Source organism: Citrobacter sp. Cpo032 (assembly GCF_030332975.1).
GTDB lineage: Bacteria > Pseudomonadota > Gammaproteobacteria > Enterobacterales > Enterobacteriaceae > Citrobacter > Citrobacter portucalensis.
The window spans coordinates 48,117-73,426 of sequence record NZ_JAOWGU010000047.1 but is presented as its reverse complement, the minus strand read 5'-3'; the positions used below and the strand labels follow the sequence as shown (position 1 = coordinate 73,426).

General features: G+C 52.1%; 30 protein-coding genes. 19 read left to right on the top strand and 11 right to left on the bottom strand.

The features are described from left to right. Window positions 1–92 precede the first annotated feature (92 nt). Both OGY33_RS24600 and OGY33_RS16735 read left to right on the top strand, forming a co-directional pair. A complete protein-coding gene (locus tag OGY33_RS24600; RefSeq protein WP_418219448.1) occupies window positions 93–236 on the top strand; it encodes a hypothetical protein in 144 nt (47 codons plus the stop codon). A gap of 19 nt (window positions 237–255) precedes the next feature. Continuing rightward, window positions 256–480 (top strand): DUF2594 family protein, encoded by a 225-nt coding sequence (locus OGY33_RS16735; protein ID WP_003030482.1) that lies wholly within the window; start codon window positions 256–258, stop codon window positions 478–480. A 66-nt stretch (window positions 481–546) separates the two neighbouring features. Here the strand turns inward: OGY33_RS16735 and sdiA are convergent, their stop codons facing one another. The 9 genes from sdiA to OGY33_RS16690 all read right to left on the bottom strand — a co-directional run bounded on the left by sdiA (window position 547) and on the right by OGY33_RS16690 (window position 9,128). Continuing rightward, window positions 547–1,269, bottom strand: coding sequence for a quorum-sensing transcriptional regulator SdiA (gene sdiA / locus OGY33_RS16730; protein ID WP_103014249.1), 723 nt, complete (start codon window positions 1,267–1,269; stop codon window positions 547–549). A gap of 230 nt (window positions 1,270–1,499) precedes the next feature. Beyond that, entirely contained in the window at window positions 1,500–2,252 is a 753-nt protein-coding gene (gene tcyN, locus OGY33_RS16725) for an L-cystine ABC transporter ATP-binding protein TcyN (protein WP_003030477.1), read from the bottom strand. Then, window positions 2,249–2,917 carry a cystine ABC transporter permease gene (gene tcyL / locus OGY33_RS16720; RefSeq protein ID WP_003030474.1) on the bottom strand — a complete coding sequence of 223 codons (669 nt, stop codon included), beginning with the start codon at window positions 2,915–2,917 and terminating at the stop codon, window positions 2,249–2,251. The genes tcyN and tcyL overlap by 4 nt, the downstream gene beginning before the upstream one ends. A gap of 21 nt (window positions 2,918–2,938) precedes the next feature. Beyond that, entirely contained in the window at window positions 2,939–3,925 is a 987-nt protein-coding gene (gene dcyD / locus OGY33_RS16715) for a D-cysteine desulfhydrase (RefSeq protein ID WP_191238360.1), read from the bottom strand. 107 nt (window positions 3,926–4,032) lie between these two features. Then, window positions 4,033–4,833 (bottom strand): cystine ABC transporter substrate-binding protein, encoded by an 801-nt coding sequence (gene tcyJ / locus OGY33_RS16710; RefSeq protein ID WP_003030469.1) that lies wholly within the window; start codon window positions 4,831–4,833, stop codon window positions 4,033–4,035. Between the two features lie 225 nt (window positions 4,834–5,058). After that, the gene (gene fliZ, locus OGY33_RS16705) at window positions 5,059–5,610 is read right to left on the bottom strand and encodes a flagella biosynthesis regulatory protein FliZ (protein WP_003030467.1); all 552 of its coding nucleotides are present in this window, start codon (window positions 5,608–5,610) and stop codon (window positions 5,059–5,061) included. Between the two features lie 57 nt (window positions 5,611–5,667). Then, window positions 5,668–6,387, bottom strand: a complete 720-nt coding sequence (locus OGY33_RS16700; protein ID WP_003030465.1) for an RNA polymerase sigma factor FliA — start codon at window positions 6,385–6,387, stop codon at window positions 5,668–5,670. Between the two features lie 196 nt (window positions 6,388–6,583). After that, a complete protein-coding gene (gene fliB / locus OGY33_RS16695) occupies window positions 6,584–7,786 on the bottom strand; it encodes a flagellin lysine-N-methylase (protein ID WP_191238359.1) in 1,203 nt (400 codons plus the stop codon). Window positions 7,787–7,865: 79 nt separating this feature from the next. After that, on the bottom strand, window positions 7,866–9,128 hold the full coding sequence (locus OGY33_RS16690) for a FliC/FljB family flagellin (protein WP_191238358.1): 1,263 nt from the start codon (window positions 9,126–9,128) through the stop codon (window positions 7,866–7,868). A gap of 255 nt (window positions 9,129–9,383) precedes the next feature. On the opposite strand from OGY33_RS16690, the gene fliD reads away from it, so the two are divergent. The 4 genes from fliD (at window position 9,384) to amyA (ending at window position 13,134) form a co-directional block, all read left to right on the top strand. Beyond that, window positions 9,384–10,784 carry a flagellar filament capping protein FliD gene (gene fliD / locus OGY33_RS16685; RefSeq protein WP_191238357.1) on the top strand — a complete coding sequence of 467 codons (1,401 nt, stop codon included), beginning with the start codon at window positions 9,384–9,386 and terminating at the stop codon, window positions 10,782–10,784. 15 nt (window positions 10,785–10,799) lie between these two features. After that, window positions 10,800–11,207: a flagellar export chaperone FliS gene (gene fliS, locus OGY33_RS16680; RefSeq protein ID WP_048216065.1), complete on the top strand. Its 408-nt coding sequence runs from the start codon at window positions 10,800–10,802 to the stop codon at window positions 11,205–11,207. Continuing rightward, window positions 11,207–11,578: a flagella biosynthesis regulatory protein FliT gene (gene fliT / locus OGY33_RS16675; RefSeq protein WP_008785101.1), complete on the top strand. Its 372-nt coding sequence runs from the start codon at window positions 11,207–11,209 to the stop codon at window positions 11,576–11,578. The genes fliS and fliT overlap by 1 nt, the downstream gene beginning before the upstream one ends. Before the next feature lie 68 nt (window positions 11,579–11,646). Next, a complete protein-coding gene (gene amyA / locus OGY33_RS16670) occupies window positions 11,647–13,134 on the top strand; it encodes an alpha-amylase (protein ID WP_048216064.1) in 1,488 nt (495 codons plus the stop codon). A gap of 40 nt (window positions 13,135–13,174) precedes the next feature. Here the strand turns inward: amyA and yedD are convergent, their stop codons facing one another. Then, window positions 13,175–13,588, bottom strand: a complete 414-nt coding sequence (gene yedD, locus OGY33_RS16665) for a lipoprotein YedD (protein WP_003030454.1) — start codon at window positions 13,586–13,588, stop codon at window positions 13,175–13,177. 185 nt (window positions 13,589–13,773) lie between these two features. Between yedD and yedE the strand changes: the two genes are divergently transcribed. Together yedE and yedF are read left to right on the top strand one after the other, a co-directional pair. Then, on the top strand, window positions 13,774–14,979 hold the full coding sequence (gene yedE, locus OGY33_RS16660; RefSeq protein WP_048216063.1) for a selenium metabolism membrane protein YedE/FdhT: 1,206 nt from the start codon (window positions 13,774–13,776) through the stop codon (window positions 14,977–14,979). Further along, a complete protein-coding gene (gene yedF, locus OGY33_RS16655; RefSeq protein WP_000790504.1) occupies window positions 14,976–15,209 on the top strand; it encodes a sulfurtransferase-like selenium metabolism protein YedF in 234 nt (77 codons plus the stop codon). Before yedE ends, yedF begins: the two co-directional genes overlap by 4 nt. 54 nt (window positions 15,210–15,263) lie before the next feature. On the opposite strand, the gene fliE is transcribed toward yedF, so the two are convergent. Beyond that, the gene (gene fliE, locus OGY33_RS16650) at window positions 15,264–15,578 is read right to left on the bottom strand and encodes a flagellar hook-basal body complex protein FliE (protein WP_003030448.1); all 315 of its coding nucleotides are present in this window, start codon (window positions 15,576–15,578) and stop codon (window positions 15,264–15,266) included. 216 nt (window positions 15,579–15,794) lie between these two features. On the opposite strand from fliE, the gene fliF reads away from it, so the two are divergent. From fliF to fliP, 11 genes are all read left to right on the top strand, one after another. Next, window positions 15,795–17,468 carry a flagellar basal-body MS-ring/collar protein FliF gene (gene fliF / locus OGY33_RS16645; protein WP_008785112.1) on the top strand — a complete coding sequence of 558 codons (1,674 nt, stop codon included), beginning with the start codon at window positions 15,795–15,797 and terminating at the stop codon, window positions 17,466–17,468. Further along, complete coding sequence (fliG, locus tag OGY33_RS16640; RefSeq protein ID WP_003030443.1) at window positions 17,461–18,459, top strand: flagellar motor switch protein FliG; 999 nt, start codon at window positions 17,461–17,463, stop codon at window positions 18,457–18,459. Before fliF ends, fliG begins: the two co-directional genes overlap by 8 nt. Further along, window positions 18,452–19,159, top strand: a complete 708-nt coding sequence (fliH, locus tag OGY33_RS16635) for a flagellar assembly protein FliH (protein ID WP_003834049.1) — start codon at window positions 18,452–18,454, stop codon at window positions 19,157–19,159. Before fliG ends, fliH begins: the two co-directional genes overlap by 8 nt. Beyond that, window positions 19,159–20,529, top strand: a complete 1,371-nt coding sequence (gene fliI, locus OGY33_RS16630; RefSeq protein ID WP_191238356.1) for a flagellar protein export ATPase FliI — start codon at window positions 19,159–19,161, stop codon at window positions 20,527–20,529. Before fliH ends, fliI begins: the two co-directional genes overlap by 1 nt. A gap of 21 nt (window positions 20,530–20,550) precedes the next feature. Then, window positions 20,551–20,994, top strand: coding sequence for a flagellar export protein FliJ (gene fliJ / locus OGY33_RS16625; protein ID WP_048216061.1), 444 nt, complete (start codon window positions 20,551–20,553; stop codon window positions 20,992–20,994). Beyond that, on the top strand, window positions 20,991–22,205 hold the full coding sequence (gene fliK, locus OGY33_RS16620; protein ID WP_286571989.1) for a flagellar hook length control protein FliK: 1,215 nt from the start codon (window positions 20,991–20,993) through the stop codon (window positions 22,203–22,205). Before fliJ ends, fliK begins: the two co-directional genes overlap by 4 nt. A gap of 104 nt (window positions 22,206–22,309) precedes the next feature. Beyond that, the gene (fliL, locus tag OGY33_RS16615; RefSeq protein WP_003834054.1) at window positions 22,310–22,777 is read left to right on the top strand and encodes a flagellar basal body-associated protein FliL; all 468 of its coding nucleotides are present in this window, start codon (window positions 22,310–22,312) and stop codon (window positions 22,775–22,777) included. 4 nt (window positions 22,778–22,781) lie between these two features. Next, complete coding sequence (gene fliM, locus OGY33_RS16610; RefSeq protein WP_003030434.1) at window positions 22,782–23,786, top strand: flagellar motor switch protein FliM; 1,005 nt, start codon at window positions 22,782–22,784, stop codon at window positions 23,784–23,786. Then, window positions 23,783–24,196, top strand: a complete 414-nt coding sequence (gene fliN / locus OGY33_RS16605) for a flagellar motor switch protein FliN (protein ID WP_003030433.1) — start codon at window positions 23,783–23,785, stop codon at window positions 24,194–24,196. The genes fliM and fliN overlap by 4 nt, the downstream gene beginning before the upstream one ends. Then, a complete protein-coding gene (gene fliO / locus OGY33_RS16600; RefSeq protein ID WP_103014243.1) occupies window positions 24,196–24,573 on the top strand; it encodes a flagellar biosynthetic protein FliO in 378 nt (125 codons plus the stop codon). Before fliN ends, fliO begins: the two co-directional genes overlap by 1 nt. Further along, entirely contained in the window at window positions 24,573–25,310 is a 738-nt protein-coding gene (fliP, locus tag OGY33_RS16595) for a flagellar type III secretion system pore protein FliP (protein ID WP_191238354.1), read from the top strand. Before fliO ends, fliP begins: the two co-directional genes overlap by 1 nt.

Sequence of the window (25,310 nt, the reverse complement as noted above, 5' to 3'; positions counted from 1 at the left end):
GACAAAAAATTCATATTCCCCCGCTGAATGCAAAATAGGCAGTCAAAGTTGTAACAATAATTAACGAGGAAAATACTCGAAATAAACAACATATGGAGAAAATATATGCACTGCAACATGTTGTTTATTTTAATGTCCACAACATTGGTCCGCGCAAAAAACAACCACAGATATTTTTAGCCTCGCTTATGGTATACTCCGCCGCCTTAAGATTTGACATCGCACTTTTTCATTGAAACATAACGAGGAAAATAAATGAGTACGCCTGACTTTTCCACTGCTGAGAATAACCAGGAACTGGCCAACGAAGTCACCTGCCTGAAAGCCATGTTAACGCTGATGCTGCAGGCAATGGGTCAAGCCGATGCAGGCCGCGTGATTCTTAAAATGGAAAAACAGCTCGCGCTGATTGAAGATCAATCACAGGCGGCGGTATTTTCCAACACGGTTAAGCAAATTAAACAAGCTTACCGCCAGTAAAAAGAAACCGGCTGATAGCAATGCTCTCAGCCGGTTTTGCGTCTGACACTCAGAACGATAATTTACTCAGATAAGCCCGGTTGCCGCGGCATAACAGGCTATCTGCGTTTTGTTTGGTGCATTGAATTTCTTTTGCATATTCTTCTGATGGAAGTTCACGGTATTTTCAGAAATCGACAGAATGATGGCTATCTCTGAAGAGGTCTTCCCCTCCGCCGTCCATTTCAATATTTCCTTTTCCCGCTTGCTAAAGCGCATCTCTGGCGCCATGACCATGTCATCTTCCAGTCGCGTCAGCACCGACAGGCTTTCCCGCACCAGAAGCTGCATCCTGAGCTCCACTTCATCATTCGCAAAACGACTATTACGGATACTTGCACGCGATACCGATAAAAAACCCAACGCCCGATTCGGCAACAATAGGCATTGCGTCATCCCTTTGCGTAAACCGTGATTGCGTGCGGCGTCCCACAAAGGTTGCGCATCGCGAAACAGAGTATCGTTCCAGGGTAAATGCCCCTGACTGAAGTTTTCAGGTTTCAGCACCGGATCAATGGCGAAATAATTTTCGGACTGATAATGCGCCACCCATGCTTTGGGATAGGTCGTATGAAGAGACGTTTTAGGTCGGGTAAAAGGTACCGGATGACGAACACAGAGCGCGTAAAAATCGAACTCTAAGTGCTGCGTCTGTTGTTGTAATTCCGTATAGACATCCTCTGCCGTCGCCATTTCCTGAAAGCGTAACAGCATGCTCCGTCGCCAGGTGAAGAAATCATGATCCTGCATACTAAGTGGTAATGCCCCTGAGATTGATAATCATCCAAACATATGAAACAAGCTAACACATAAATGTATTTTATATATGCAAATTATCGGACAAATGAAGAATTACTTCAGTATTACTCAACAGTGGAAGGAAGTAACAGATTCAAGCATTAATAATAAAGCAATAATTATAAATAGTTATGCGAACAGCACTCGCCAGAAACAATTCCGACGAGTGCTATATGCACTATTTATTGCATCAAAAACTTCTCAAGAAACTGGCGGGTACGCGGCTGCTGCGGATGCGTGAATAAGGATTTTGCTGGTCCCTGCTCCACTATCCGTCCTTGATCCATAAATATCGCTCTATCGGCAACATCGCGAGCAAAGCTCATTTCATGCGTCACAATCACCATGGTGCGTTTTTCCTGCGCCAGTTGGCGGATGGTATTAAGTACCTCGCCAACCAGCTCCGGATCGAGCGCAGAGGTCGGTTCATCAAAAAGAATAACCTCAGGTCGCATCGCCAGCGCCCGGGCAATCGCAACGCGCTGCTGCTGTCCGCCCGATAAACGCCGCGGATAGCTGGTTTCTTTTCCCGCCAGCCCGACTTTCGCCAGCAATTCACGCGCACGAGCTGTCGCTTCAGCTTTTGGTTCACCTTTGACTATCACCGGCCCTTCAATAATGTTTTCCAGCACCGTCCGATGCGGGAACAAATTAAAGTTCTGGAACACAAAACCGACGTGCTGACGTAACTGACGAATCAGCCCTTTCTGCTGGGTCAACGAACGCGCGGTATCAATGGTAATCTCACCCACTTTAATAGTGCCCGCCTCCGGTTGCTCCAGCAAATTAATGCTACGCAGCAGCGTGGTTTTGCCCGATCCGCTCGGCCCGATAATCGCGACTACTTCACCAGGTTTGACGTCAAGATCGATCCCATGCAGCACCGTTTGCCCATGAAATTTTTTGACCAGGTTTCTGACTTCGATAGCACTCATTTCGGCTCTCTCTCCTGGCGGTTCAGTTGTTCTTCAAAATAGTTTTGCAGCGCAGAAAGCACCGTCGCCATCACCCAGTAAATCAACGAGGCCGCCAGATACATCGTAAAGACTTCCAACGTACGCGAGGTAATCAGCTGCGCCTGACGGAACAGTTCCGGTACCTGAATAGTGGCGGCCAAAGAGGTATCTTTCACCAGACTGATAAAGCTGTTGCTCAGCGGCGGCAACGCAACACGCGCAGCCTGCGGCAGGATTGCCCGGCGCATGGTCTGCCAGCGCGTCATACCAATACTGGCACCTGCCTCCCACTGCCCTTTATCGATGGAAGAGATTGCCGCACGCAGAGTTTCCGCAGCGTAGGCCGCCGTATTCAGCGACAAGCCAATCATCGCCGCCGGGATGGGATCAAGCTCAATACCAAACTGCGGCAGACCGTAATAGATCATGAACAGTTGGGCAATTAGCGGTGTTCCGCGAAAAATAGAGATATAAAAACGCGCCAGCCAGCGCACAGGCAACAGCGGCGACAGACGCATCAACGCCAGGATAAACCCCAGCACGAGGCCAAAAAACATCCCGCCGATACTCAGTTGCAGCGTAAAAACCGCGCCTTTGAGCAGATACGGCAGAGAATCAATTACCAGTTGGATACTTTCATGCATTAGCGTTTTTCGACCTGGTTGTTACACGTGAGGATGGTAGGCAAACAGTGCAGGTGCCCCACCGGTATGAATAAAGAGGATTGGGCCTTCGTCTTTGAAGCGTTTCTGGCTGATACCGTCAATCAAACCCGCCATCGCCTTACCGGTATACACCGGATCCAACAAAATGCCTTCCAGGCGCGCCAGCAGTTTTACCGCCTCCATGCCCTCTTCGTTTGGCGTACCGTAGCCCGGCGCAAAATAATCGTCCCATAACAGGATATCCGCCGAGGCCGTCAGTTCCAGTTCGCGGGCAATATCCTGCTGCAACGTTACAACTTTGGGCTTTTGATCGGCGACGCTGCGCGAGACGGTCACGCCGATAAGCTCGACCTCTGGCATCAGTTGTTCCAGGCCCACGGCCAGCCCGGCGTGCGTTCCCGCGCTGCCCGATGCCACCACAACGGAAGAAAGCGCAACGGCCCCTTCACACTGCTGGGCGATTTCCAGCGCGCTTTCCACATAACCCAATGCGCCCAGGGAGTTAGAACCGCCAACAGGGATCACATACGGGCGGAAGCCCTGTGCTTCAATGCGCGTCGCCAGTTCCTGAAGTTGCGCATTCGGGTCGGTCAGCGCATCGCACATTTCGATCTGCGTATTAAACAGGTCCAGCAGCAGACGGTTGCCATTGGTGAGATAGTTTTCCGCAGTAGTGCCAATCGGATTTTCCAACAGCGCCACGCAGTGCAGGCCAAGCTTAGCCGCTACCGCCGCCGTCTGACGAACGTGGTTAGACTGGATAGCACCCGCGGTTATCAACGTATCGGCCCCTTCACGCAGCGCATCCGCCGCCAGAAACTCCAGCTTACGCAGTTTATTGCCGCCCATGGCCATCGGCGTGACGTCATCGCGTTTGATGAAAATATCGCGCCCAAGGTAGTCGGAGAAGCGTGGAAGATATTCGAGCGGCGTTGGCGCGCCAATAAATTCCAGACGTGGAAAGCGCGTTAAGTTATGCAGCGGCATACAGCCTCCGGTATTCGTTGTTGTGATGTTCTTTTTATTATGCACGCTCAGGCGCAATGAAATAAAAAAAGGCGCTGTTAAAGGCGCCTTTTTTCATCGGATGCCGATTATTTCGTCACATCCGCTCCAAACCATTTTTCAGACAGCGCTTTCAGCGTACCGTCTTTCTGCATTTCAGCAATGGCCGCATCAACCGCTTTCAGCAGATCTTCATTGCCTTTGCGCAGCGCCACGCCGGACTCCTGGCGGGAGAATGCTTCACCGGTCACAGCCAGCGTATCCTTGGTTTTCTTGACCAGATCCAGCGCCGCCAGACGGTCAACCAGAATGGCGTCGATACGGCCTACACGCAGATCCTGGTATTTGGTCGGGTCATCATCATAGGTACGAATATCCACGCCCTGCACGTTCTGGCGCAGCCACTCTTCATAGTTGGTGCCCAGGCCAACGCCGACTTTTTTACCTTTCAGATCGGCAGCGGTCTTAATAACGCCTTCATTGCCTTTTTTCACCAGCGCCTGAATACCAGAAACCGTATACGGGGTAGAGAAATCGTATTTTTTCTTACGTTCGTCAGAGATGGTCACCTGGTTGATGACCACGTCAATGCGCTTGGAATCAAGAGAGGCCAGCATACCGTCCCATTTGGTCGGCTTCAGGTTAGCTTTCACCCCAAGGTGCTTGGCCAGTTCCTCAGCGAACTCCACTTCGAAACCGGTCAGCTTGCCGTCGTCGCCCTGAAAACTAAACGGGGGATAGGTCCCTTCCAGGCCCACCAGCAGCGTGCCACGCTCTTTAACTTTATTTAACAGACCTTCATCTGCATAAGTTTTTACGCTCATTCCGGCGACAAGTGCAACAGCCATTACACCCATCAGAGCCTGACGTCCCAGAAGTGCTAATTTCATAGTTACCCCGAATATTGTCATTAGTGACTATCATTTATTCACAAAATCATTCGAGTTGTATCAAGGCGGCAAGCGAGTGAATCCCCAGGAGCTTACTAAAGTAAGTGACTGGGGTGAATAAGCGCAGCCAACGCAGAGACAGCTTGAAGGATGACGTGTATATGACTGTAGTGTAGAGCGTTTGTCGTGATCCACAAACACGACTCTGTTACACCTTATTCGTTTTTAATATATATCAGAACTGGCTGTCCAGGAGGATTTCTGCATATGTCCCATATGGGTATGGGCTTTAAACTGCTCATACTTACGCAAGGCGATGCGGTAATTGTTGGTGCTGGTTTCCGGCAGCCACGGGGCAAGGTTTTCGTCGAGGAACCCTTCCTGCAGCAGGTCATGAGAGATATTTTGTTCGGTCAGGTGATTCCCGAGGCGACGCAGGCGGACAACGTATTCACGTACTGTGCCGTGACTCATTTCGGTTTGCTCAAACAAAAATTGTTTAAATCCAATAATGTCGAAAAAGTCGCTCTGCTCTTTGCAATGCAAATCACCGCAAAAACGACACAGCGCCACCCACTCTTTTTTCTCCTGCTCCCACTCGGCTTCATCCAACAAAGTGTCCAGTCGAGCGATGGCGATTTTATTCACAATTTGCCCGCGACGAACCAGCGTGATCCGGTCGAGCAACTTAAAGCAATGGGCGCAATGCGTCTGGCTGTGTTTGAAATCTTTGAGGTAGCGGCTTAGAGGCCGTCTTTTTGATTGCTGCACCGTCATGAGAACTCCTGGTAGTCAATTCGTAATGCGGCATTGTTCAGGGGTAATGATGTACCCCTATAGCTTACCCAGCTTGGTGCGTAGACGTTTGATGGCCTGACTGTGCAACTGGCTGACCCGTGATTCCCCGACTTCCAGTACCGCGCCAATCTCTTTCAGATTCAGCTCTTCCTGGTAGTACAGCGTTAACACCAGCTTTTCGCGCTCCGGCAACGCCTCGATCGCGTCCATCACGCGCTGGCGGAGGTTACCCTCAAGAAGCTGTTGTAACGGGTTTTCCTGCTGATGTTCTTCCGTCACCAGCTCAATACTATCGCCATGCTCTTCCCGCCACTCGTCATAAGAGAAGAGTTGGCTGTTATTGGTATCGAGCAACATCTGACGATACTCTTGCACAGGAATAGCCAGACGCGCCGCCACTTCGGTTTCCGTCGCGTTGCGCCCTAATTCCTGCTCCAGTTGTCCCATCGCCTGTGCCACTTCGCGAGCATTACGCCGAACGCTACGCGGCACCCAATCCCGGCTACGTAGTTCGTCCAGCATTGCTCCACGAATACGCTGCACTGCGTAAGTGGTAAATGCCGTTCCTTGCAAAGCGTCATATCGGTCAACGGCATTCAATAACCCGATGCCGCCCGCTTGTAGCAGGTCATCCAGTTCTACGCTCGCCGGCAAACGCACCTGAAGGCGCAATGCTTCGTGACGCACCAACGGTACATAACGCTGCCACAGCGAGTGTTTATCCATTACACCTTCAGCGGTATACAGTGAATTCACGATAAACAGCCCTGCGTTAAATGAGTTATCGGCATGATTATCCGTTTCTGCAGGGGGTTCTATCGGAGGAATAAGGCTATAAAAGAAGGGTTATTTCACTTATGTAGCTGATGGCGTTATTTCGCATCAGAAATAATCAAACATAAATCAAATGGTTAGCTTGCGAGGGATGCGATTTAACGCATCCCCGTTAAAATTATGTCAAGAGATGAATCATCGACAGGTCATCCCCTGTGCGCACGGTCTCGATGTGCTTATGGAAGTTTTCATGCACGGTCGGATTATGCTGGCTTAGCGAATGGAAGCTATAGACGATATTGATAGCATCCTCCTTCTCCAGATACGTTCTCTCGTAGGCGCTCGCGGCAATCAGTATTTTGATAAAATAGTATTCGACACATATCATGTACAGAGAACGTAACGGGTCTACGTTCTTTTGATTGGGAAAGTTGTTTTCCCAAATTTTATACAAAATAAAATTTTTAAGGTCGAATCCAGCCTCATCCTGTTGTTCGTAAACCTTCTGCCAGGTAGCCTCAAGTTTAGCAACCCCTTCACCAACAGAATGATTTTCTTCCAGGGTCAATGTTCTCAAAAGACACTGGATATAATAGTTAAGTACACCATTGGCGCGGCTTACCGGAAGACTGCGGAAATAATCCTGAAGCAAGAGCACTAAATTGACTTTAACATTGTTGTCAGCAGAAAATTTCGACAGCTCCTCTCGCATTTCACCTGACTGTATCTGAGCCATAATCGCGTGATAAATTTGCTCAACTTCAGACAGCGCCACATTATCAATCTGATTAAACTTCTTAACGCATAAAATAAGTTTTATAAGCGCATATAGCCCCACATTCACATCACTCTCTGCCTGTTCCACAAGACTCAGGCAGAAAAGATTAAGCAGTTTTTGTTGCTGAGAGAACATCGGTGCAGTATAAGCATTAGGCACAATTTTAGTGCTCTCATTCAGAACCATCGCATTGGGATCGGTCAGGACTAAACTCGCTACTTCCGGACACGACAGATGTAATGCTTTTCTTACATCGTTTTTGTAGATACGCTCACTACGCGGAAATGTTTTACATGTTGTACTTAATGCCTTCGCACCCAACGTTTTCTGTACCTGACACAGACTGTCCTCAGTCAGATAAGGGCAGTTCCCGCTATCTTCATTAAGTTTGATTAATCCCCAATTACCGATATCCTTTTTAAGGAGAATAATATTTTCCTTAGCGATTTTTCTGATACGATCATCTTTACTGGAAATATATTTTTTCACCGTTGACCTATCCAGGGTTATACGCCATGTTTTACAACAATGATCGCGGCATTGTGTTCCAGAGCATTGGAAGGTCTTAACAAAAGCCGGTTCGGTAACGGTAATTTCTTGCATTCTTCAGACTCCAGTATAGAAAAAAGGCAGCTTTCGCTGCCTTTATTATCTCTGACTACTATGTAACCCAATCGGTGGATTAACGCAGTAAAGAGAGGACGTTTTGCGTAGTCTGGTTAGCCTGTGCCAGTACAGAAGTACCTGCCTGCTGCAGGATCTGCGCACGAGACATGTTAGACACTTCGGTCGCGTAGTCGGAGTCTTCGATACGGCTACGGGCAGAAGACAGGTTGTTGACGGTGTTACCCAAGTTCGTGATCGCAGATTCAAAACGGTTTTGAACAGCACCCAATTGACTACGGAAAGCATCAACGGTTTTCAGTGCATCATCAATTTTTGATAATGGATCAACATTAACAGACAGATTGACATCGGCCCCTTCCGTTACTTTACCATCTCGGGCAAATTCAGCTGCTTTGAAAGTTGCATTTCCCGCAGTATCAACTGTTTGCACAGCATACTGTTCTTTACCATCAGTACCTTTATATTTTACTAAGGATTTGTTATCAGCTAGCCCACTATTAACCGTGACTTCTTTAGACAAAGAAGTCACATCAGTAAGCTTCGATGTATCTTTTGTTGTTTCCTTACCTGCGCCAGATTCAAAATCAATTTTACCAGTAGCGGAATCAACTGTAGCATCATAATATTTAGTGTTTGCTGAATCAAAAACTATATAATTACCAGCTTTATCCTGTTTTAACGCAAGGTTAGCGGTTAATTTTGTAGCAGCCGCATCACTGAAATCACCAATTTTTACATCAAAATCTACTTTTAATTTTGCGCCATCTTTGACTGTGGTTGCAATACCTTTGCTGACATCTAACTTATCTAGACCCAGTTCAGTTTTATCAATTTTTTTCAAATCAATTGTAATAGTTTCACCATCATTTGCGCCAACCTGAATAGTTAGCTGACCATCCTGGCTTAAAACTTTTTTACCATTAAAATCAGTTTGTTCTGCAACGCGATTGATTTCATTCAAACGCTGATCAATTTCATCCTGAATAGATTTCAGATCGGAGTCTGAGTTAGAGCCATTCGCCGCCTGCACGGACAGTTCACGCACACGCTGCAGGTTGTTGTTGATTTCGTTCAGAGCACCTTCAGTGGTCTGTGCGATAGAGATACCGTCGTTGGCGTTACGGGACGCCTGAGTCAGACCTTTGATGTTAGAGGTGAAGCGGTTTGCAATCGCCTGGCCAGCAGCATCGTCTTTCGCGCTGTTGATACGCAAGCCGGAAGACAGACGCTCGATAGCGGAGCTCAGGGAAGACTGAGATTTATTCAGGTTGTTCTGGGTCAACAGCGACAGGCTGTTTGTATTGATGACTTGTGCCATGATCTTTTCCTTATCAATTACAACTCGATGTTATTGGGCTGTTGCCCACGGTTTCTCACCGTAACCCTTGTATCGGCACCTTAAATTCGAACTTTAGAAAATTTTTACTTTCCGCTCTCTTTTTTCTTAGTCCGTGAAATACCCTCTATATGCACCACTATTCCGCGCATTATTTTGACAAAACTATCATTAAACTTTGCGCGCAGATTGCCGATAACCCGCTTAACAATTGTTTGCAATCACAAGGAATCGGGCATGGCTTCATTTACATCATTAGGCGTAGGCTCAGGCTTACCACTGGACACGTTGCTAAACAACCTGACTATCGCTGAGAAAAAACGTTTAAATCCAATCACTCAGCAACAAACCGACAATACCGCCCGTCTGACGGCTTACGGTACGCTGAAGAGTGCGCTGGAAAAATTCCAGACGGCCAATACCGCGTTAAATAAACCTGAACTGTTCAGAAGCAGTAATGTGACCAGCAGCACTGAAGATCTGAAAGTGACCACCGAAGCCGGCGCGGCACCGGGGATTTATACCATCAGCGTTACACAGCTGGCGCAGGCGCAATCTTTAAGTACTGCAACGGTTGGTTCAAACAAAGAGGCTCTCGGTGACGGTTCTGCCACGCGCACGATTAAAATTGAGCAGCCGGGTCGGAAAGAGCCGCTGGAGATTAAACTGTCGCAGGACAAAACCACGCTGGACGATATCAGCAAGGCGATTAACGATTCCGACAGCGGGATTTCTGCCAGTATCGTCAAGGTGAAAGACGATGAGTTTAAACTGGTGCTGACCGCCGCCGAAGGTCTGGACAGCGAAATGACTATCTCTGTTGACGGCGACAGCAAGCTTAACGATCTACTGGCTTACGACAGCAAAACCGGTACCGGTAAAATGGATGAACGAGTAGTTGCGCAAAACTCTCAATTAACCATGAACGGGATCCCTATTGAACGCCAGAGTAACAAAATCACCGATGCCCCGCAGGGCGTGACGCTGGAACTGACCAAAAAAGTCACCGACGCACGTGTCACCGTCACGAAAAGCAATGAGAAAGCCACGGAAGCGATTAAAGGCTGGGTGGATGCCTATAACTCACTGATTGATACCTTTAATACGCTGACCAAATATAAAGCCGTAGACGCAGGTGCGGAAGGTCAGGACAAGGATAACGGTGCTCTGGTGGGCGACAGCGTGGTACGTACCATTCAGACCGGTATTCGCGCCCAGTTTGCCAACTCTGGTAGCGAAGGCGCCTTTAAGACGCTGAATGAAATTGGCATCAAGCAAGATGGCAAAACCGGCAAGATGACCATCGATGACACCAAACTGAAAAAAGCGCTGGACGAAAACACCGCTTCGGTACGTGAGTTGTTGGCTGGCGACGGTAAAGAAACCGGTATCACCACCAAAATTGCCGCTGAAGTGAAAAGTTATCTGGCTGATGACGGCATTATCGATAATGCGCAAGACACCATTAACGCCACGCTGAAAAAACTGACCAAACAATACCTGTCAGTCAGCGCCAGCATTGACGACATGGTTGCGCGCTATACGGCGCAGTTTACCCAGCTCGATAGTATGATGAGCAAACTGAATAACACCAGTACCTACCTGGGCCAACAATTTACAGCGATGAATAAATCCTGATAACACGAGGTAAGCATGTATACCGCGAGCGGTACCAAAGCCTATGCACAGGTCAGCATAGAGAGTGGCGTGATGAGCGCCAATCCGCATCAGCTGATCGAAATGTTGTTTGATGGCGCGAACAGCGCCCTGGTGCGAGCTCGCCTGTTTATGCAACAGGGCGATATCGTCGCCAAAGGTGAAGCGTTAAGTAAAGCCATTAACATTATCGACAATGGTCTGAAAGCAGGCCTGGATCAGGAAACTGGCGGTGAAATCGCCACCAACCTGTCCTCGCTGTATGACTATATGATCCGCCGTTTACTGCAAGCTAACTTGCGTAATGATTGTCAGGCCATTGAAGAAGTCGAAGAGTTACTCGGCAACATTGCAGATGCCTGGAAACAGATCTCACCGAAAGCGTCGTCCCAGGAGTCTCGTTAATGACCTCAGCCGTGGAGTTTATCAACCGTTGGCAGCGCATCGCGCTACTCAGTCACTCGCTGCTGGAACTGGCGCAGCGCGGTGAATGGGACCTTTTACTGGAACAGGAAGTTACCTATCTGCAAAGTATTGAAGTGGTCATGGAAGAGCAAACTCCACCGGGCATTACGCGAAGTATTCAGGACTTAGTGGCCGGGTATATTAAGCAAACGCTGGATAACGAACAATTACTCAAAACGTTGTTGCAGCAGCGACTGGATGAGCTCAGCAACCTCATCGGCCAGTCGACACGCCAAAAGACGCTGAATAACGCTTATGGTCGTCTTTCCGGTATGCTGCTGGTACCCGACGCCCCCACCTCGCCACAATAATTTCCCGTCTCGTCTGAATTATCTTCCATACTCCAGAGGTCGGCCAAACGACTTCTGGAGCACGGAAGATGAAAAATCCCACGTTATTGCAGTACTTCCACTGGTATTACCCTGATGGGGGTCAACTCTGGCCCGAGCTTGCCGAACGTGCAGGCGGACTCAATGATATCGGCATCAATATGGTATGGCTGCCCCCCGCTTATAAAGGCGCGTCCGGCGGCTATTCCGTTGGCTACGACTCGTACGATCTGTTTGACCTGGGCGAGTTTGACCAGAAGGGAACCGTCGCCACCAAATACGGTGATAAAAACCAGCTGCTGGCGGCGATTGACGCACTTAAGCACAATGATATTGCCGTACTGCTGGACGTGGTGGTTAACCACAAAATGGGCGCTGATGAGAAAGAAAAGATCCGCGTCCAGCGCGTTAACGCCGAAGATCGCACGCAAATAGATGATGAGATTGTCGAGTGCGAAGGCTGGACGCGCTATACCTTCCCTGCCCGCGCTGGCCAGTATTCGCAATTCATTTGGGACTTTAAATGCTTCAGCGGCATTGACCATATCGAGAATCCAACCGAAGACGGGATTTTTAAAATCGTTAACGATTACACCGGAGAAGGCTGGAACGATCAGGTCGATGATGAGTTGGGTAATTTTGATTATCTGATGGGCGAAAACATTGATTTTCGCAATCACGCGGTGACTGAGGAGCTCAAATACTGGGCGCGTTGGGTAATGGAGCAAACCCAGTGTGACGGTTTTCGTTTAGATGCTGTGAAACATATTCCGGCATGGTTTTACAAAGAGTGGATTGAGCACGTGCAGGAGGTTGCACCCAAGCCGCTGTTTATTGTGGCGGAATACTGGTCCCACGAAGTCGACAAGCTGCAAACCTACATTAATCAGGTGGAGGGGAAAACCATGCTGTTCGACGCCCCTTTGCAGATGAAATTCCACGAGGCCTCCCGTCAGGGCCGCGATTACGACATGAGCCAGATTTTCACCGACACTCTGGTGGAGGCCGACCCTTTTCATGCCGTCACGCTGGTCGCCAATCACGACACCCAACCCTTGCAGGCACTCGAAGCCCCCGTCGAGCCGTGGTTTAAGCCGCTGGCCTATGCGCTGATCCTGTTACGCGAAAACGGCGTGCCGTCGGTATTTTACCCTGACCTCTACGGAGCGCATTACGAAGACACCGGCGGCGATGGCGAAACCTATCCTATCGACATGCCGATCATTGAACAACTTGATGAACTGATCCTCGCACGCCAGCGCTTCGCACATGGGGTACAGACGCTCTTTTTCGATCATCCTAACTGTATCGCTTTTAGCCGCAGCGGTACGGATGAGGATCCCGGCTGTGTGGTGGTGTTGTCTAACGGCGATGACGGAGAAAAGACCATCAATCTCGGCGCCAATTATGGCAATAAAACCTGGCGGGACTATCTGGGAAATCGTGAAGAAAGCGTGGTAACCGATGAAAACGGCGAAGCGACGTTTTTCTGTAACGGCGGGAGCGTCAGCGTGTGGGTGATTGAAGACGTGTTGTAAAGCTCAACCCCGGTGACCGATGGTTACCGGGGCGTACGGCTTATGGCAGCGGTGTTGCCAGCGGCGTTTTCTTTAACGCGTCAGCACATTCCTGCGTCGGGCGATCCACCCGCTGCAGCGTCATACCGTCATATTCCAGCGTATTGCCTTCGCGCTCGATCTCGTACAGCTCGCGTTTCACCGTCACGTTGGTGAGATCGCCAGAGAGCATCGTCAGTTTCCCCGGCAGCGCGATCACCCGCTGCCACTGGCGACAATCCAGCGTATCGCCCTCTTTCGTTATCACCAGGCTGGCAATCGCTTCCGGACTCACCAGGCTGCGTTGCGGACCTTTTGACTGCCAGTATCCTTCCAGACCGGCTGGCGCTGGCGTTTTCACCACGTCGTTATAATTTTCTACTTCGGCGCATCCGGTAAGCGCCAGAAATACACCAACGATTGCTAATTTTTTCATCATTCATCCTGCATGCGAAGAAAATGGGATTGTGGCATTAAAGGCCTGATGTCGCCAGCCTTTCGGCAGCGTTGAGAAAGATTGATCCAGACGGTATTACCTCTTATTACTCATAGTCAAAAATTCTGAACGGTGTAGTATCCACACTTCTTGTTACATACCTTCTGAGTTCAGAGGCACAACGCATGTCATGGCAACACTTCAAACAGGCCTGGTTAATTAAATTTTGGGCCCCCGCCCCTGCGGTCATCGCAGCGGGTATTCTCTCCACTTATTATTTCGGCATTACGGGAACCTTCTGGGCCGTTACCGGTGAATTCACCCGCTGGGGTGGTCAAATCCTGCAACTGTTTGGTGTGCACGCCGAAGAGTGGGGATACTACAAGCTGATCCATCTCGAAGGCTCGCCCCTGACCCGCATCGACGGAATGATGATCCTCGGTATGTTCGGCGGCTGTTTTGCTGCCGCACTGTGGGCCAACAACGTCAAGTTACGCATGCCGCGCAGTCGAGTGCGCATTATGCAGGCGATAGTCGGCGGGGCAATCGCCGGATTCGGCGCACGGCTGGCAATGGGCTGTAACCTGGCCGCATTCTTCACCGGCATTCCGCAGTTCTCGCTACACGCCTGGTTTTTTGCGCTGGCCACAGCTATTGGCTCCTGGTTTGGTGCACGCTTTACCCTGCTGCCAATGTTCCGTATTCCGGTCAAAATGCAGAAAGTCTCCGCCGCTTCGCCGTTAACGCAAAAGCCGGATCAGGCCCGTCGCCGTTTCCGCCTGGGCATGCTGGTGTTTATCGGCATGATCGGCTGGGCGCTACTCACGGCGATGGATAACCCCAAGCTCGGTCTGGCGATGCTGTTCGGCGTCGGGTTCGGACTGCTGATTGAACGGGCGCAAATCTGCTTCACCTCCGCCTTCCGCGACCTGTGGATTTCCGGTCGCACCCATATGGCAAAAGCGATCATCTTCGGGATGGCGGTCAGCGCCATCGGTATCTTTAGCTACGTGCAACTGGGCGTCGAGCCTAAAATCATGTGGGCGGGTCCAAATGCGGTGATCGGCGGCTTGCTGTTTGGCTTTGGCATCGTTTTAGCGGGCGGATGTGAAACCGGCTGGATGTATCGCGCCGTCGAAGGCCAGGTGCATTACTGGTGGGTTGGTCTTGGCAACGTTATTGGATCGACCATTCTGGCCTACTACTGGGATGATTTTGCTCCCGCGCTTGCCACAAACTGGGACAAAGTGAATCTGCTCAACACCTTCGGTCCGCTCGGCGGTCTGCTGGTGACCTATCTGCTGTTGTTTGCTGCGCTGATGCTGATTATCGGCTGGGAAAAACGTTTCTTCCGTCGCGCAGGGCTGACGCCTGCCAAGGAGTCTGTATGAAAAATATCGTGCCTGATTATCGCCTCGATATGGTCGGCGAACCGTGTCCATATCCGGCTGTAGCCACGCTGGAAGCGATGCCGCAATTGAAGAAAGGTGAAATTCTGGAAGTGGTGAGCGATTGCCCGCAGTCAATCAACAATATACCACTGGATGCGCGTAATCACGGCTATACGGTGCTGGATATTCAGCAGGATGGTCCAACGATCCGCTATTTGATTCAGAAGTAACTGGTTGCCGGATGGCACTGCGCTTATCCGGCAAACATTCCCAGCACGTTGTCCCTACACCTGCATCGACATCACTTCCTGATACGCCGACACCAGTTTGTTACGCACCTGAATACCCATCTGCATCGATACCGACGCCTTTTGCATATCGGTCATCACATCATTTAACGCAATACCCGGCTCACCCAGGGTAAATTTCTCCGCCTGCGTACGGGACGCGGTTTGCACATCGCTGATTCTGTCTAACGCCGCATGCAGTTGTCCGGCAAAACTCACGGTCGGTTGTGGCTGCATATCCTGCATTTTTGCTGACATCGCCGTGGCCTGTAACTGGCTGATGACCCCTTCAATCCCCTGTATTGCCGACATTCTGATCCCCTGGATGATTTTTTACGTAGCTGAGATTACCAGTTAGTCAATAAGATAAAGGCGTTAAATAACGATAAAAAACCACGGTTTTTAACGCATAGAAAAATTCGAAACCGCAAATAATGAGACCGTCAATTTTTCGAGTTTGCTGACCCGGGAGTGAGTCTTGTTCCACTTTGCAAAAAACGCCGTCCACGATAAGCCACGAGGTGCGAGATGAGTGCGACAGCATCGACTGCAACCCAGCTTAAACCTCTCGAGTGGTTAAACCGCCTGCGCGCGAATCCCAGAATTCCTTTGATTGTGGCGGGAGCCGCTGCCGTCGCTATCATCGTGGCGATGGTCCTGTGGGCCAAAGCGCCTGACTATCGCACGCTGTTCAGCAATCTTTCCGATCAGGATGGTGGCGCGATTGTCACCCAACTGACGCAGATGAACGTTCCCTATCGTTTTACAGAGGGAAGCGGTGCTATAGAAGTTCCTGCCGATAAAGTCCACGAACTACGCTTACGTCTGGCGCAGCAAGGCCTGCCGAAAGGCGGCGCCGTTGGTTTTGAACTGCTGGATCAGGAAAAGTTTGGTATCAGCCAGTTTAGCGAGCAGGTCAACTACCAGCGTGCGCTGGAAGGTGAATTAGCCCGTACCATTGAAACGCTGGGACCGGTAAAACGCGCCCGCGTGCATCTGGCAATGCCGAAACCGTCGCTGTTTGTGCGTGAGCAAAAAGCGCCTTCAGCCTCCGTGACCGTTAACCTTGAACCGGGCCGTGCACTGGATGAAGGTCAGATCAGTGCAGTTACGCATCTGGTTTCCAGCGCTGTCGCCGGGTTACCGCCGGGCAACGTTACGCTGGTCGACCAGGCGGGTCATCTGTTAACTCAGTCGAACACCAGCAGCCGCGATCTTAACGATGCGCAGTTGAAATACGCCAGCGATGTCGAAGGCCGCGTTCAACGTCGTATCGAATCGATCCTGTCGCCGATTGTCGGCAACGGTAACGTACATGCGCAGGTCACCGCCCAGCTGGATTTTGCTAATAAAGAGCAAACCGAAGAACAGTACCGTCCAAACGGTGATGATTCCCAGGCCGTGCTGCGTTCACGCCAGTTAAACGTCAGCGAGCAGATCGGAAGCGGAGCGCCAGGCGGCGTACCGGGCGCATTGTCTAATCAGCCAGCACCGGCGAATACCGCGCCAATCGCCAACCCTCCGGCTAATCAGCAAAATGCGCAAACCACGCAGACGGCAAATAACAGCAATAATGCCGGACCACGCAGTACGCAGCGCAATGAAACCAGCAATTATGAAGTCGACCGTACCATTCGCCACACCAAAATGAACGTCGGGGATGTGCAGCGTCTCTCGGTTGCAGTGGTGGTCAACTATAAAACGTTGCCGGACGGCAAACCGCTGCCGTTAACCGCCGATCAGATGAAACAGATTGAGGACCTGACCCGCGAAGCGATGGGCTTCTCCGACAAACGTGGCGATACCCTGAACGTGGTGAACTCTCCGTTCACGGCGACCGACGATTCCATGGGCGAGTTGCCGTTCTGGAAACAGCCGTTCTTTATTGATCAGTTGATGACCGCAGGCCGTTGGTTACTGGTTCTGCTTGTTGCCTGGATCCTGTGGCGTAAGGCTGTTCGTCCGCAGTTGGTTCGCCGCAGCGAAGAAGCAAAAGCGGTACAAGAACAAACGCGTATTCGTCAGGAAACCGAAGAAGCGGTAGAAGTTCGCCTCAGCAAAGACGAACAGACCCAGCAGCGTCGTACGAATCAGCGTCTGGGTGCAGAAGTGATGAGCCAGCGTATTCGTGAAATGTCAGATAACGATCCGCGCGTCGTGGCGCTGGTCATTCGCCAGTGGATGAGTAACGATCATGAGTAATGCCCTTACCGGTACCGATAAAAGCGTCATCCTGCTGATGACCATTGGCGAAGATCGCGCGGCAGAGGTGTTTAAACACCTTTCCACGCGCGAAGTTCAGGCGCTGAGTACAGCGATGGCGAACGTACGCCAGATCTCCAACAAACAGTTGACGGAAGTGCTGGCCGAGTTTGAGCAAGAAGCAGAACAGTTTGCCGCGCTGAATATCAACGCCAACGAATATCTGCGCTCCGTGCTGGTGAAAGCGCTGGGCGAGGAACGCGCCTCCAGCCTGCTGGAAGATATTCTGGAAACCCGCGATACCACCAGCGGCATTGAAACGCTCAACTTTATGGAGCCGCAAAGCGCCGCCGACCTTATCCGCGACGAGCATCCGCAGATTATCGCCACCATTCTGGTGCACCTCAAACGGGGCCAGGCCGCCGATATTCTGGCACTGTTCGACGAGCGTTTACGTCACGACGTGATGCTGCGTATCGCCACCTTCGGCGGCGTGCAGCCTGCCGCGCTGGCAGAACTGACCGAGGTACTGAACGGTCTGCTCGATGGCCAGAACCTCAAGCGCAGCAAAATGGGCGGCGTGAGAACGGCGGCAGAAATTATCAACCTGATGAAAACCCAGCAGGAAGAAGCGGTTATCACCGCCGTACGCGAGTTCGACGGCGAACTGGCGCAGAAAATTATCGACGAGATGTTCCTGTTCGAAAACCTGGTGGACGTCGACGATCGCAGTATCCAGCGTCTGCTGCAGGAAGTGGATTCCGAATCGCTGCTGATTGCGCTGAAAGGTGCCGAACAGCCGCTACGCGAGAAGTTCCTGCGCAACATGTCGCAACGTGCTGCCGATATTCTGCGCGACGACCTTGCCAACCGCGGTCCGGTGCGCTTGTCGCAGGTGGAAAACGAACAGAAAGCGATTCTGCTTATTGTGCGTCGTCTGGCGGAAACCGGCGAGATGGTGATCGGCAGCGGCGAGGATACCTATGTCTAACGAACTGCCGTGGAAAGTCTGGACTCCGGACGATCTCGCCCCACCGATGGCAGAGTTCGTGCTGGCCGACCACAGCGAAACGCCGCTGTCCGAAGAGACGGAAGAACCCGAGCTTTCCGCAGAGCAACAGCTTGAACAACAGCTCGCACAGCTGCAAATGCAGGCCCATGAGCAAGGGTATAACGCGGGGCTGGCGGAAGGTCGACAAAAGGGTCATGAACAAGGCTATCAGGAAGGTCTGAGCCAGGGGCTGGAGCAAGGCCAGAACCAGGCGCGTGCGCAGCATGCGCCGATTCATGCCCGTATGCAGCAACTGGTGAGCGAGTTTCAGAATACGCTGGACGCACTGGACAGCGTCATTGCCTCGCGCCTGATGCAAATGGCGCTGGAAGCTGCGCGTCAGGTGATTGGTCAGACGCCTATCGTGGATAACGCTGCGCTGATTAAGCAGATCCAACAGTTATTACAACAGGAACCGCTGTTTAGCGGTAAACCGCAGCTGCGCGTACATCCGGACGATCTCCAGCGTGTTGAGGAGATGCTCGGTGCCACTCTCAGCCTGCACGGCTGGCGGCTGCGCGGCGATCCCACGCTGCATCACGGCGGTTGTAAAGTCTCAGCCGACGAAGGCGATCTGGATGCCAGCGTCGCCACACGCTGGCAAGAACTCTGCCGTCTGGCAGCGCCGGGAGTCGTGTAATGACCACTCGCCTGACTCGCTGGCTCAATACGCTGGACAACTTCGAAGAGAAAATGTCGCTGCTGCCTGCAGTGCGTCGTTACGGTCGTCTGACCCGCGCAACCGGGCTGGTGCTGGAAGCTACGGGGTTACAGCTGCCGCTGGGTGCCACCTGCGTCATTGAACGTCAGGATGGCAACGAAACCCAGGAAGTTGAAAGCGAAGTCGTAGGCTTTAACGGTCAACGTCTGTTTCTGATGCCGCTCGAAGAGGTCGAAAGCGTTCTGCCCGGCGCACGCGTATACGCGAAGAACATTGCCGGAGAAGGTCTGCAAAGCGGGAAGCAATTACCGCTTGGCCCTGCTCTGCTGGGTCGTGTGCTGGACGGTAGCGGCAAACCGCTCGACGGACTGCCCGCCCCGGATACCACCGAAACCGGCGCGCTGATTACGCCACCGTTTAACCCGCTGCAACGTACCGCAATTGAACACGTCCTGGATACTGGCGTACGCCCCATCAACGCGTTATTAACCGTTGGTCGCGGCCAGCGTATGGGGCTTTTCGCAGGTTCCGGCGTCGGTAAAAGCGTCCTGCTCGGCATGATGGCGCGCTATACCCAGGCCGACGTCATCGTCGTCGGCCTGATTGGCGAACGTGGCCGTGAAGTTAAAGATTTTATTGAAAATATTCTCGGCGCTGACGGTCGCGCACGCTCGGTGGTGATTGCCGCTCCGGCAGACGTCTCGCCGCTGTTACGTATGCAAGGCGCGGCCTACGCCACGCGCATCGCCGAAGATTTCCGCGATCGCGGACAGCACGTATTGCTGATTATGGATTCCCTCACCCGCTATGCGATGGCGCAACGTGAGATAGCCCTGGCGATCGGCGAACCACCGGCAACCAAAGGTTATCCGCCGTCAGTATTCGCCAAATTACCGGCGCTGGTTGAACGTGCCGGGAACGGTATTCACGGCGGCGGTTCAGTTACCGCGTTTTATACCGTACTGACCGAGGGTGACGACCAGCAGGACCCGATTGCCGATTCCGCGCGCGCGATTCTGGACGGCCACATTGTGCTGTCCCGCCATCTGGCCGAGGCGGGTCACTATCCGGCCATCGATATTGAAGCCTCGATCAGCCGCGCCATGACCGCGCTCATTAGTGAAAAACACTACGCACGGGTGCGCAACTTTAAACAGTTGCTGTCCAGCTTCCAGCGTAACCGCGATCTGGTTAGCGTGGGAGCGTATGCCAAAGGCAGCGATCCAATGCTGGATAAAGCCATCGCCTTATGGCCACAGCTGGAAGCGTTTTTACAGCAAGGCATCTTTGAACGGGCTGACTGGGAAGATTCTCTACAAGCTTTAGAACTGATTTTCCCTGGTGTGTGATTAAGCAGGAGAGCATAGGTCATGGCACAAAATGGTGCGTTAGCAACACTGAAAGACCTGGCTGAAAAAGAGGTAGATGACGCCGCTGTCTTATTAGGAGAGATGCGTCGTGGCTGTCAGCAGGCGGAAGAACAGTTAAAAATGCTGATCGATTATCAGCATGAGTATCGCAACAATCTGAATACCGATATGGGCCAGGGTATTACCAGCAATCGCTGGATTAACTACCAGCAATTTATTCAGACGCTGGAAAAAGCGATTGAGCAACACCGCCAACAGCTCAATCAGTGGACGCAAAAAGTGGACATGGCTTTGAACAGTTGGCGCGACAAAAAACAACGATTACAGGCGTGGCAGACGTTGCAGGACAGACAAACCTCGGCGGCGTTACTGGCCGAAAACCGTCTGGACCAGAAAAAAATGGATGAATTTGCTCAGCGCGCAGCTATGAGGAAACCCGAATGATTACTTTACCCCAACTGATTACCACCGACACCGACGTAGCCGCAGGTCTTCAGTCAGGCAAAGCGGTAGATTCACCCGAGGATTTTTTAGCGCTGCTGGCTGGCGCATTAGGTGCGGGCGACGCGCAGGGTAAAGACGCTCCGCTGTCGCTTGCCGACTTACAGGCGACCAGCAGTAAGCTGCAGAAAGGATTACTGCAAAAAAATGGCGATGCCGCACAGTCGGTCAAATTAACCGATCTGTTGGCGCAACAGGAGCTACAAACCGAGTCTTCTCTTGCCGACATGACAGACGCTCAGCAACTGTTGTCTGCTCTCACACCTTCACTGAAAGCTAATGCCCTGACGACGCTGGGCAAAGTTGCTCAGCAGGACGAAAAAAACACCACGCTGAGTGATGACGATCTCGCCAACCTAAGTGCGTTGTTCGCCATGCTGCCAGGACAACCGCTGGCTACGCCTGCCGTCGACAGCGCACCAGCCCCGGTTGATGCCACGCTTTCCGCATTGTCACGTGGCGCTGCACTCGGCGCGACGACTGATAATGCAGACGAATTGCTGCCGGGTGATGCCAAAAAAGGCAAAGCGGATGTCACAATTGCTGGCGGTGGTGCTAATCAGGCAAACAATCCAGCACTAACCCCGCTGACGGCGGCGGCGAACGCCAGAGCTGAAATCGATAGCACCCCGTCACCGACCAGCATTGGCATGACTGCGGCCCCGCTAAGTGGTCCACAGACACACGCACAACCGTTACCGACGGCCGCGCCGGTGTTAAGCGCTCCGTTAGGTAGCCATGAATGGCAGCAATCGCTGAGCCAGCACGTCACATTGTTCACGCGCCAGGGCCAGCAAAGCGCAGAGCTGCGTCTGCATCCGCAGGACCTGGGTCAGGTACATATTTCCCTCAAGCTGGACGACAACCTCGCGCAGTTGCAAATGGTTTCACCGCACAGTCACGTGCGCGCCGCACTGGAAGCCGCATTACCGATGCTGCGTACGCAGTTGGCTGAAAGCGGGATCCAATTGGGGCAAAGCAACATCAGCAGTGAAAGCTTCGCTGGCCATCAGCAGTCTTCCGGGCAGCAACAGCAGGCTGGTCGCGCTCAAGGACAAGACATTTTTGCCGCTGAAGATGACGCAATACTGGCAACCCCAGCCTCGCTGCAAGCCGCTGCCCGCGGCGATGGCGCAGTAGACATCTTCGCCTAACGCCAGAGGTAGCATGATTATCCGCGTCTTTTCCACGCTTTGTCGTGGACAGGACACGGGATAATCAGCCCATAAGCTGTACCGAAACAGGAAGCCCGTATCTGATGACTGACTCCGCGATTAACAAAAAAAGTAAACGCGCTATTTGGATCCCTCTGCTGGTATTAATTACCCTCGCCGCCTGCGCAACTGCGGGTTATAGCTACTGGCGCATGCAGCAGCAGCCGTCCGCCAGCGTCAAAGCGGAACCGCCTCCACCGCCAGCCCCGGTGTTCTTTGCGCTGGATACCTTTACCGTCAATCTGGGTGATGCAGATCGTGTACTGTATATCGGTATCACGCTGCGCATGAAAGATGAGGCGACACGTTCACGTCTTAACGAATATCTGCCGGAAGTGCGCAGCCGCTTGCTGCTGCTGTTCTCTCGTCAGAATGCAGCCACACTCGCCACCGAGGAAGGTAAGCAACAGCTGATTACCGCCATCAAAGAGACGCTGGCGACTCCGCTCGTTGTTGGGCAGCCGAAACAGGTTGTCACCGACGTTCTTTATACAGCTTTTATTCTGCGGTAAAGACATGGGCGACAGTATTCTTTCTCAGGCTGAAATCGACGCATTGCTCAACGGCGATAGCGAAACCAAAGACGAACCCATTTCAGGTATCGCAAAAGAAAGCGATATTCGTCCTTATGATCCCAACACTCAGCGTCGCGTGGTACGTGAGCGTTTACAGGCGTTGGAGATCATTAACGAACGCTTTGCGCGCCAGTTCCGAATGGGATTATTTAACCTGTTGCGCCGTAGCCCGGATATTACCGTGGGTGCGATACGTATCCAGCCATACCATGAATTTGCGCGCAACTTACCGGTTCCGACCAACCTGAACTTAATCCACCTGAAGCCGCTGCGCGGTACGGGTCTGGTGGTGTTCTCACCGAGTCTGGTATTTATCGCCGTAGACAACCTGTTTGGCGGTGACGGTCGTTTCCCGACGAAAGTCGAAGGCCGCGAATTTACGCACACGGAACAGCGCGTTATCAACCGCATGCTGAAGCTGGCGCTGGAAAGCTACAGCGACGCGTGGAAGGCCATCAACCCGCTGGAAGTGGAATACGTCCGTTCGGAGATGCAGGTGAAATTTACCAATATCACTACTTCTCCGAACGACATTGTGGTGAACACCCCGTTCCACGTTGAAATTGGCAACCTGACCGGTGAATTTAACATTTGTCTGCCATTCAGCATGATTGAACCGTTGCGTGAGCTGCTGGTGAATCCGCCGCTGGAAAATTCACGTAATGAAGATCAGAACTGGCGCAATAATCTGGTGCGTCAGGTTCAGCATTCTGAGCTGGAGCTAGTGGCAAACTTTGCCGATATCCCGCTGCGGCTATCCCAGATTTTAAAACTGAAACCCGGCGATGTACTGCCGATTGAAAAACCCGACCGCATTATTGCTCATGTGGACGGCGTGCCTGTGCTGACCAGCCAGTATGGCACTGTAAACGGTCAGTATGCGTTACGCGTAGAACATCTGATAAACCCGATTTTGAATTCGCTGAATGAGGAACAGCCCAAATGAGTGATATGAATAATCCGTCCGATGAGAACACTGGCGCATTGGACGATCTGTGGGCTGACGCGTTAAACGAGCAAAAAACCACGCCCACCAAAAGTGCGGCCGATGCGGTATTCCAGCAGTTAGGTGGCGGCGACGTCAGCGGTGCTTTGCAGGACATCGACCTGATCATGGACATTCCGGTCAAGCTGACCGTCGAACTGGGCCGTACCCGCATGACCATCAAAGAGCTGCTGCGTCTGACGCAGGGATCGGTTGTCGCACTGGATGGTCTGGCAGGCGAACCGCTGGATATTCTGATCAACGGTTATCTGATTGCCCAAGGCGAAGTTGTCGTAGTTGCGGATAAATACGGTGTGCGTATCACTGACATTATCACCCCGTCTGAACGTATGCGCCGCCTGAGCCGTTAATCATGAATACCCAGGCTACCGTTTCTCAACCCGCCGCCGTTCCCGGCTCACCGCTGGTGCAGGTAAGCGGCGCGCTGCTCGGGATCATCGTCTTGATCCTGGCGGCGGCCTGGGTCATTAAACGTCTGGGGTTTGCCCCCAAAAGTGCCGGTACGCGTGGGCTGAAAGTCACGGCCAGCACCTCACTGGGTCCACGTGAGCGCGTGGTGATTGTCGAGGTCGAAGATGCCCGTCTGGTACTGGGCGTCACAGCCTCGCAGATTAATGTCCTGCATACCCTGCCCCCGGCACCTGCCGATGCAGAAGAAAAAACGGCCTCCCCTGCGGATTTCCAGGCCATGATGAAGAGTTTGCTGAAGCGTCCTGGGAGATCCTGATGCGCCGTTTGTTATCCCTTACGCTGGCAGGCTTGTGGCTTTTCAGCCCCGTTGCCCTCGCCCAACTCCCGGGTCTGGTCAGTCAGCCGTTGCCGGGCGGCGGACAAAACTGGACGTTGCCCGTGCAGACGCTGGTGTTCATCACCTCGCTGACGTTCCTGCCTGCAATTTTGCTGATGATGACCAGCTTCACCCGCATCATCATCGTTTTTGGTCTACTGCGAAATGCGCTGGGTACCCCCTCAGCACCACCTAACCAGGTGCTCCTGGGCCTGGCGCTCTTTTTGACCTTTTTCATCATGTCGCCGGTGATCGATAAAATCTACGTTGACGCATACCAACCGTTCAGCGAAGAGAAGATCTCCATGCAGGAAGCCATGGATAAAGGCGCCCAGCCGCTGCGTGAGTTTATGTTGCGCCAGACCCGTGAAGCCGATCTGGCACTCTTCGCGCGCTTAGCAAACAGCGGTCCGTTACAGGGACCAGAAGCCGTGCCGATGCGAATTTTGCTGCCCGCTTATGTCACCAGTGAGCTGAAAACAGCATTCCAGATAGGCTTTACCATTTTTATTCCGTTTCTGATTATCGACCTGGTGATCGCCAGCGTGTTGATGGCGCTCGGGATGATGATGGTACCGCCCGCCACAATCGCGTTGCCGTTCAAGCTGATGCTGTTTGTGTTGGTAGACGGTTGGCAGCTACTTGTCGGCTCGCTGGCACAAAGCTTTTACAGTTAG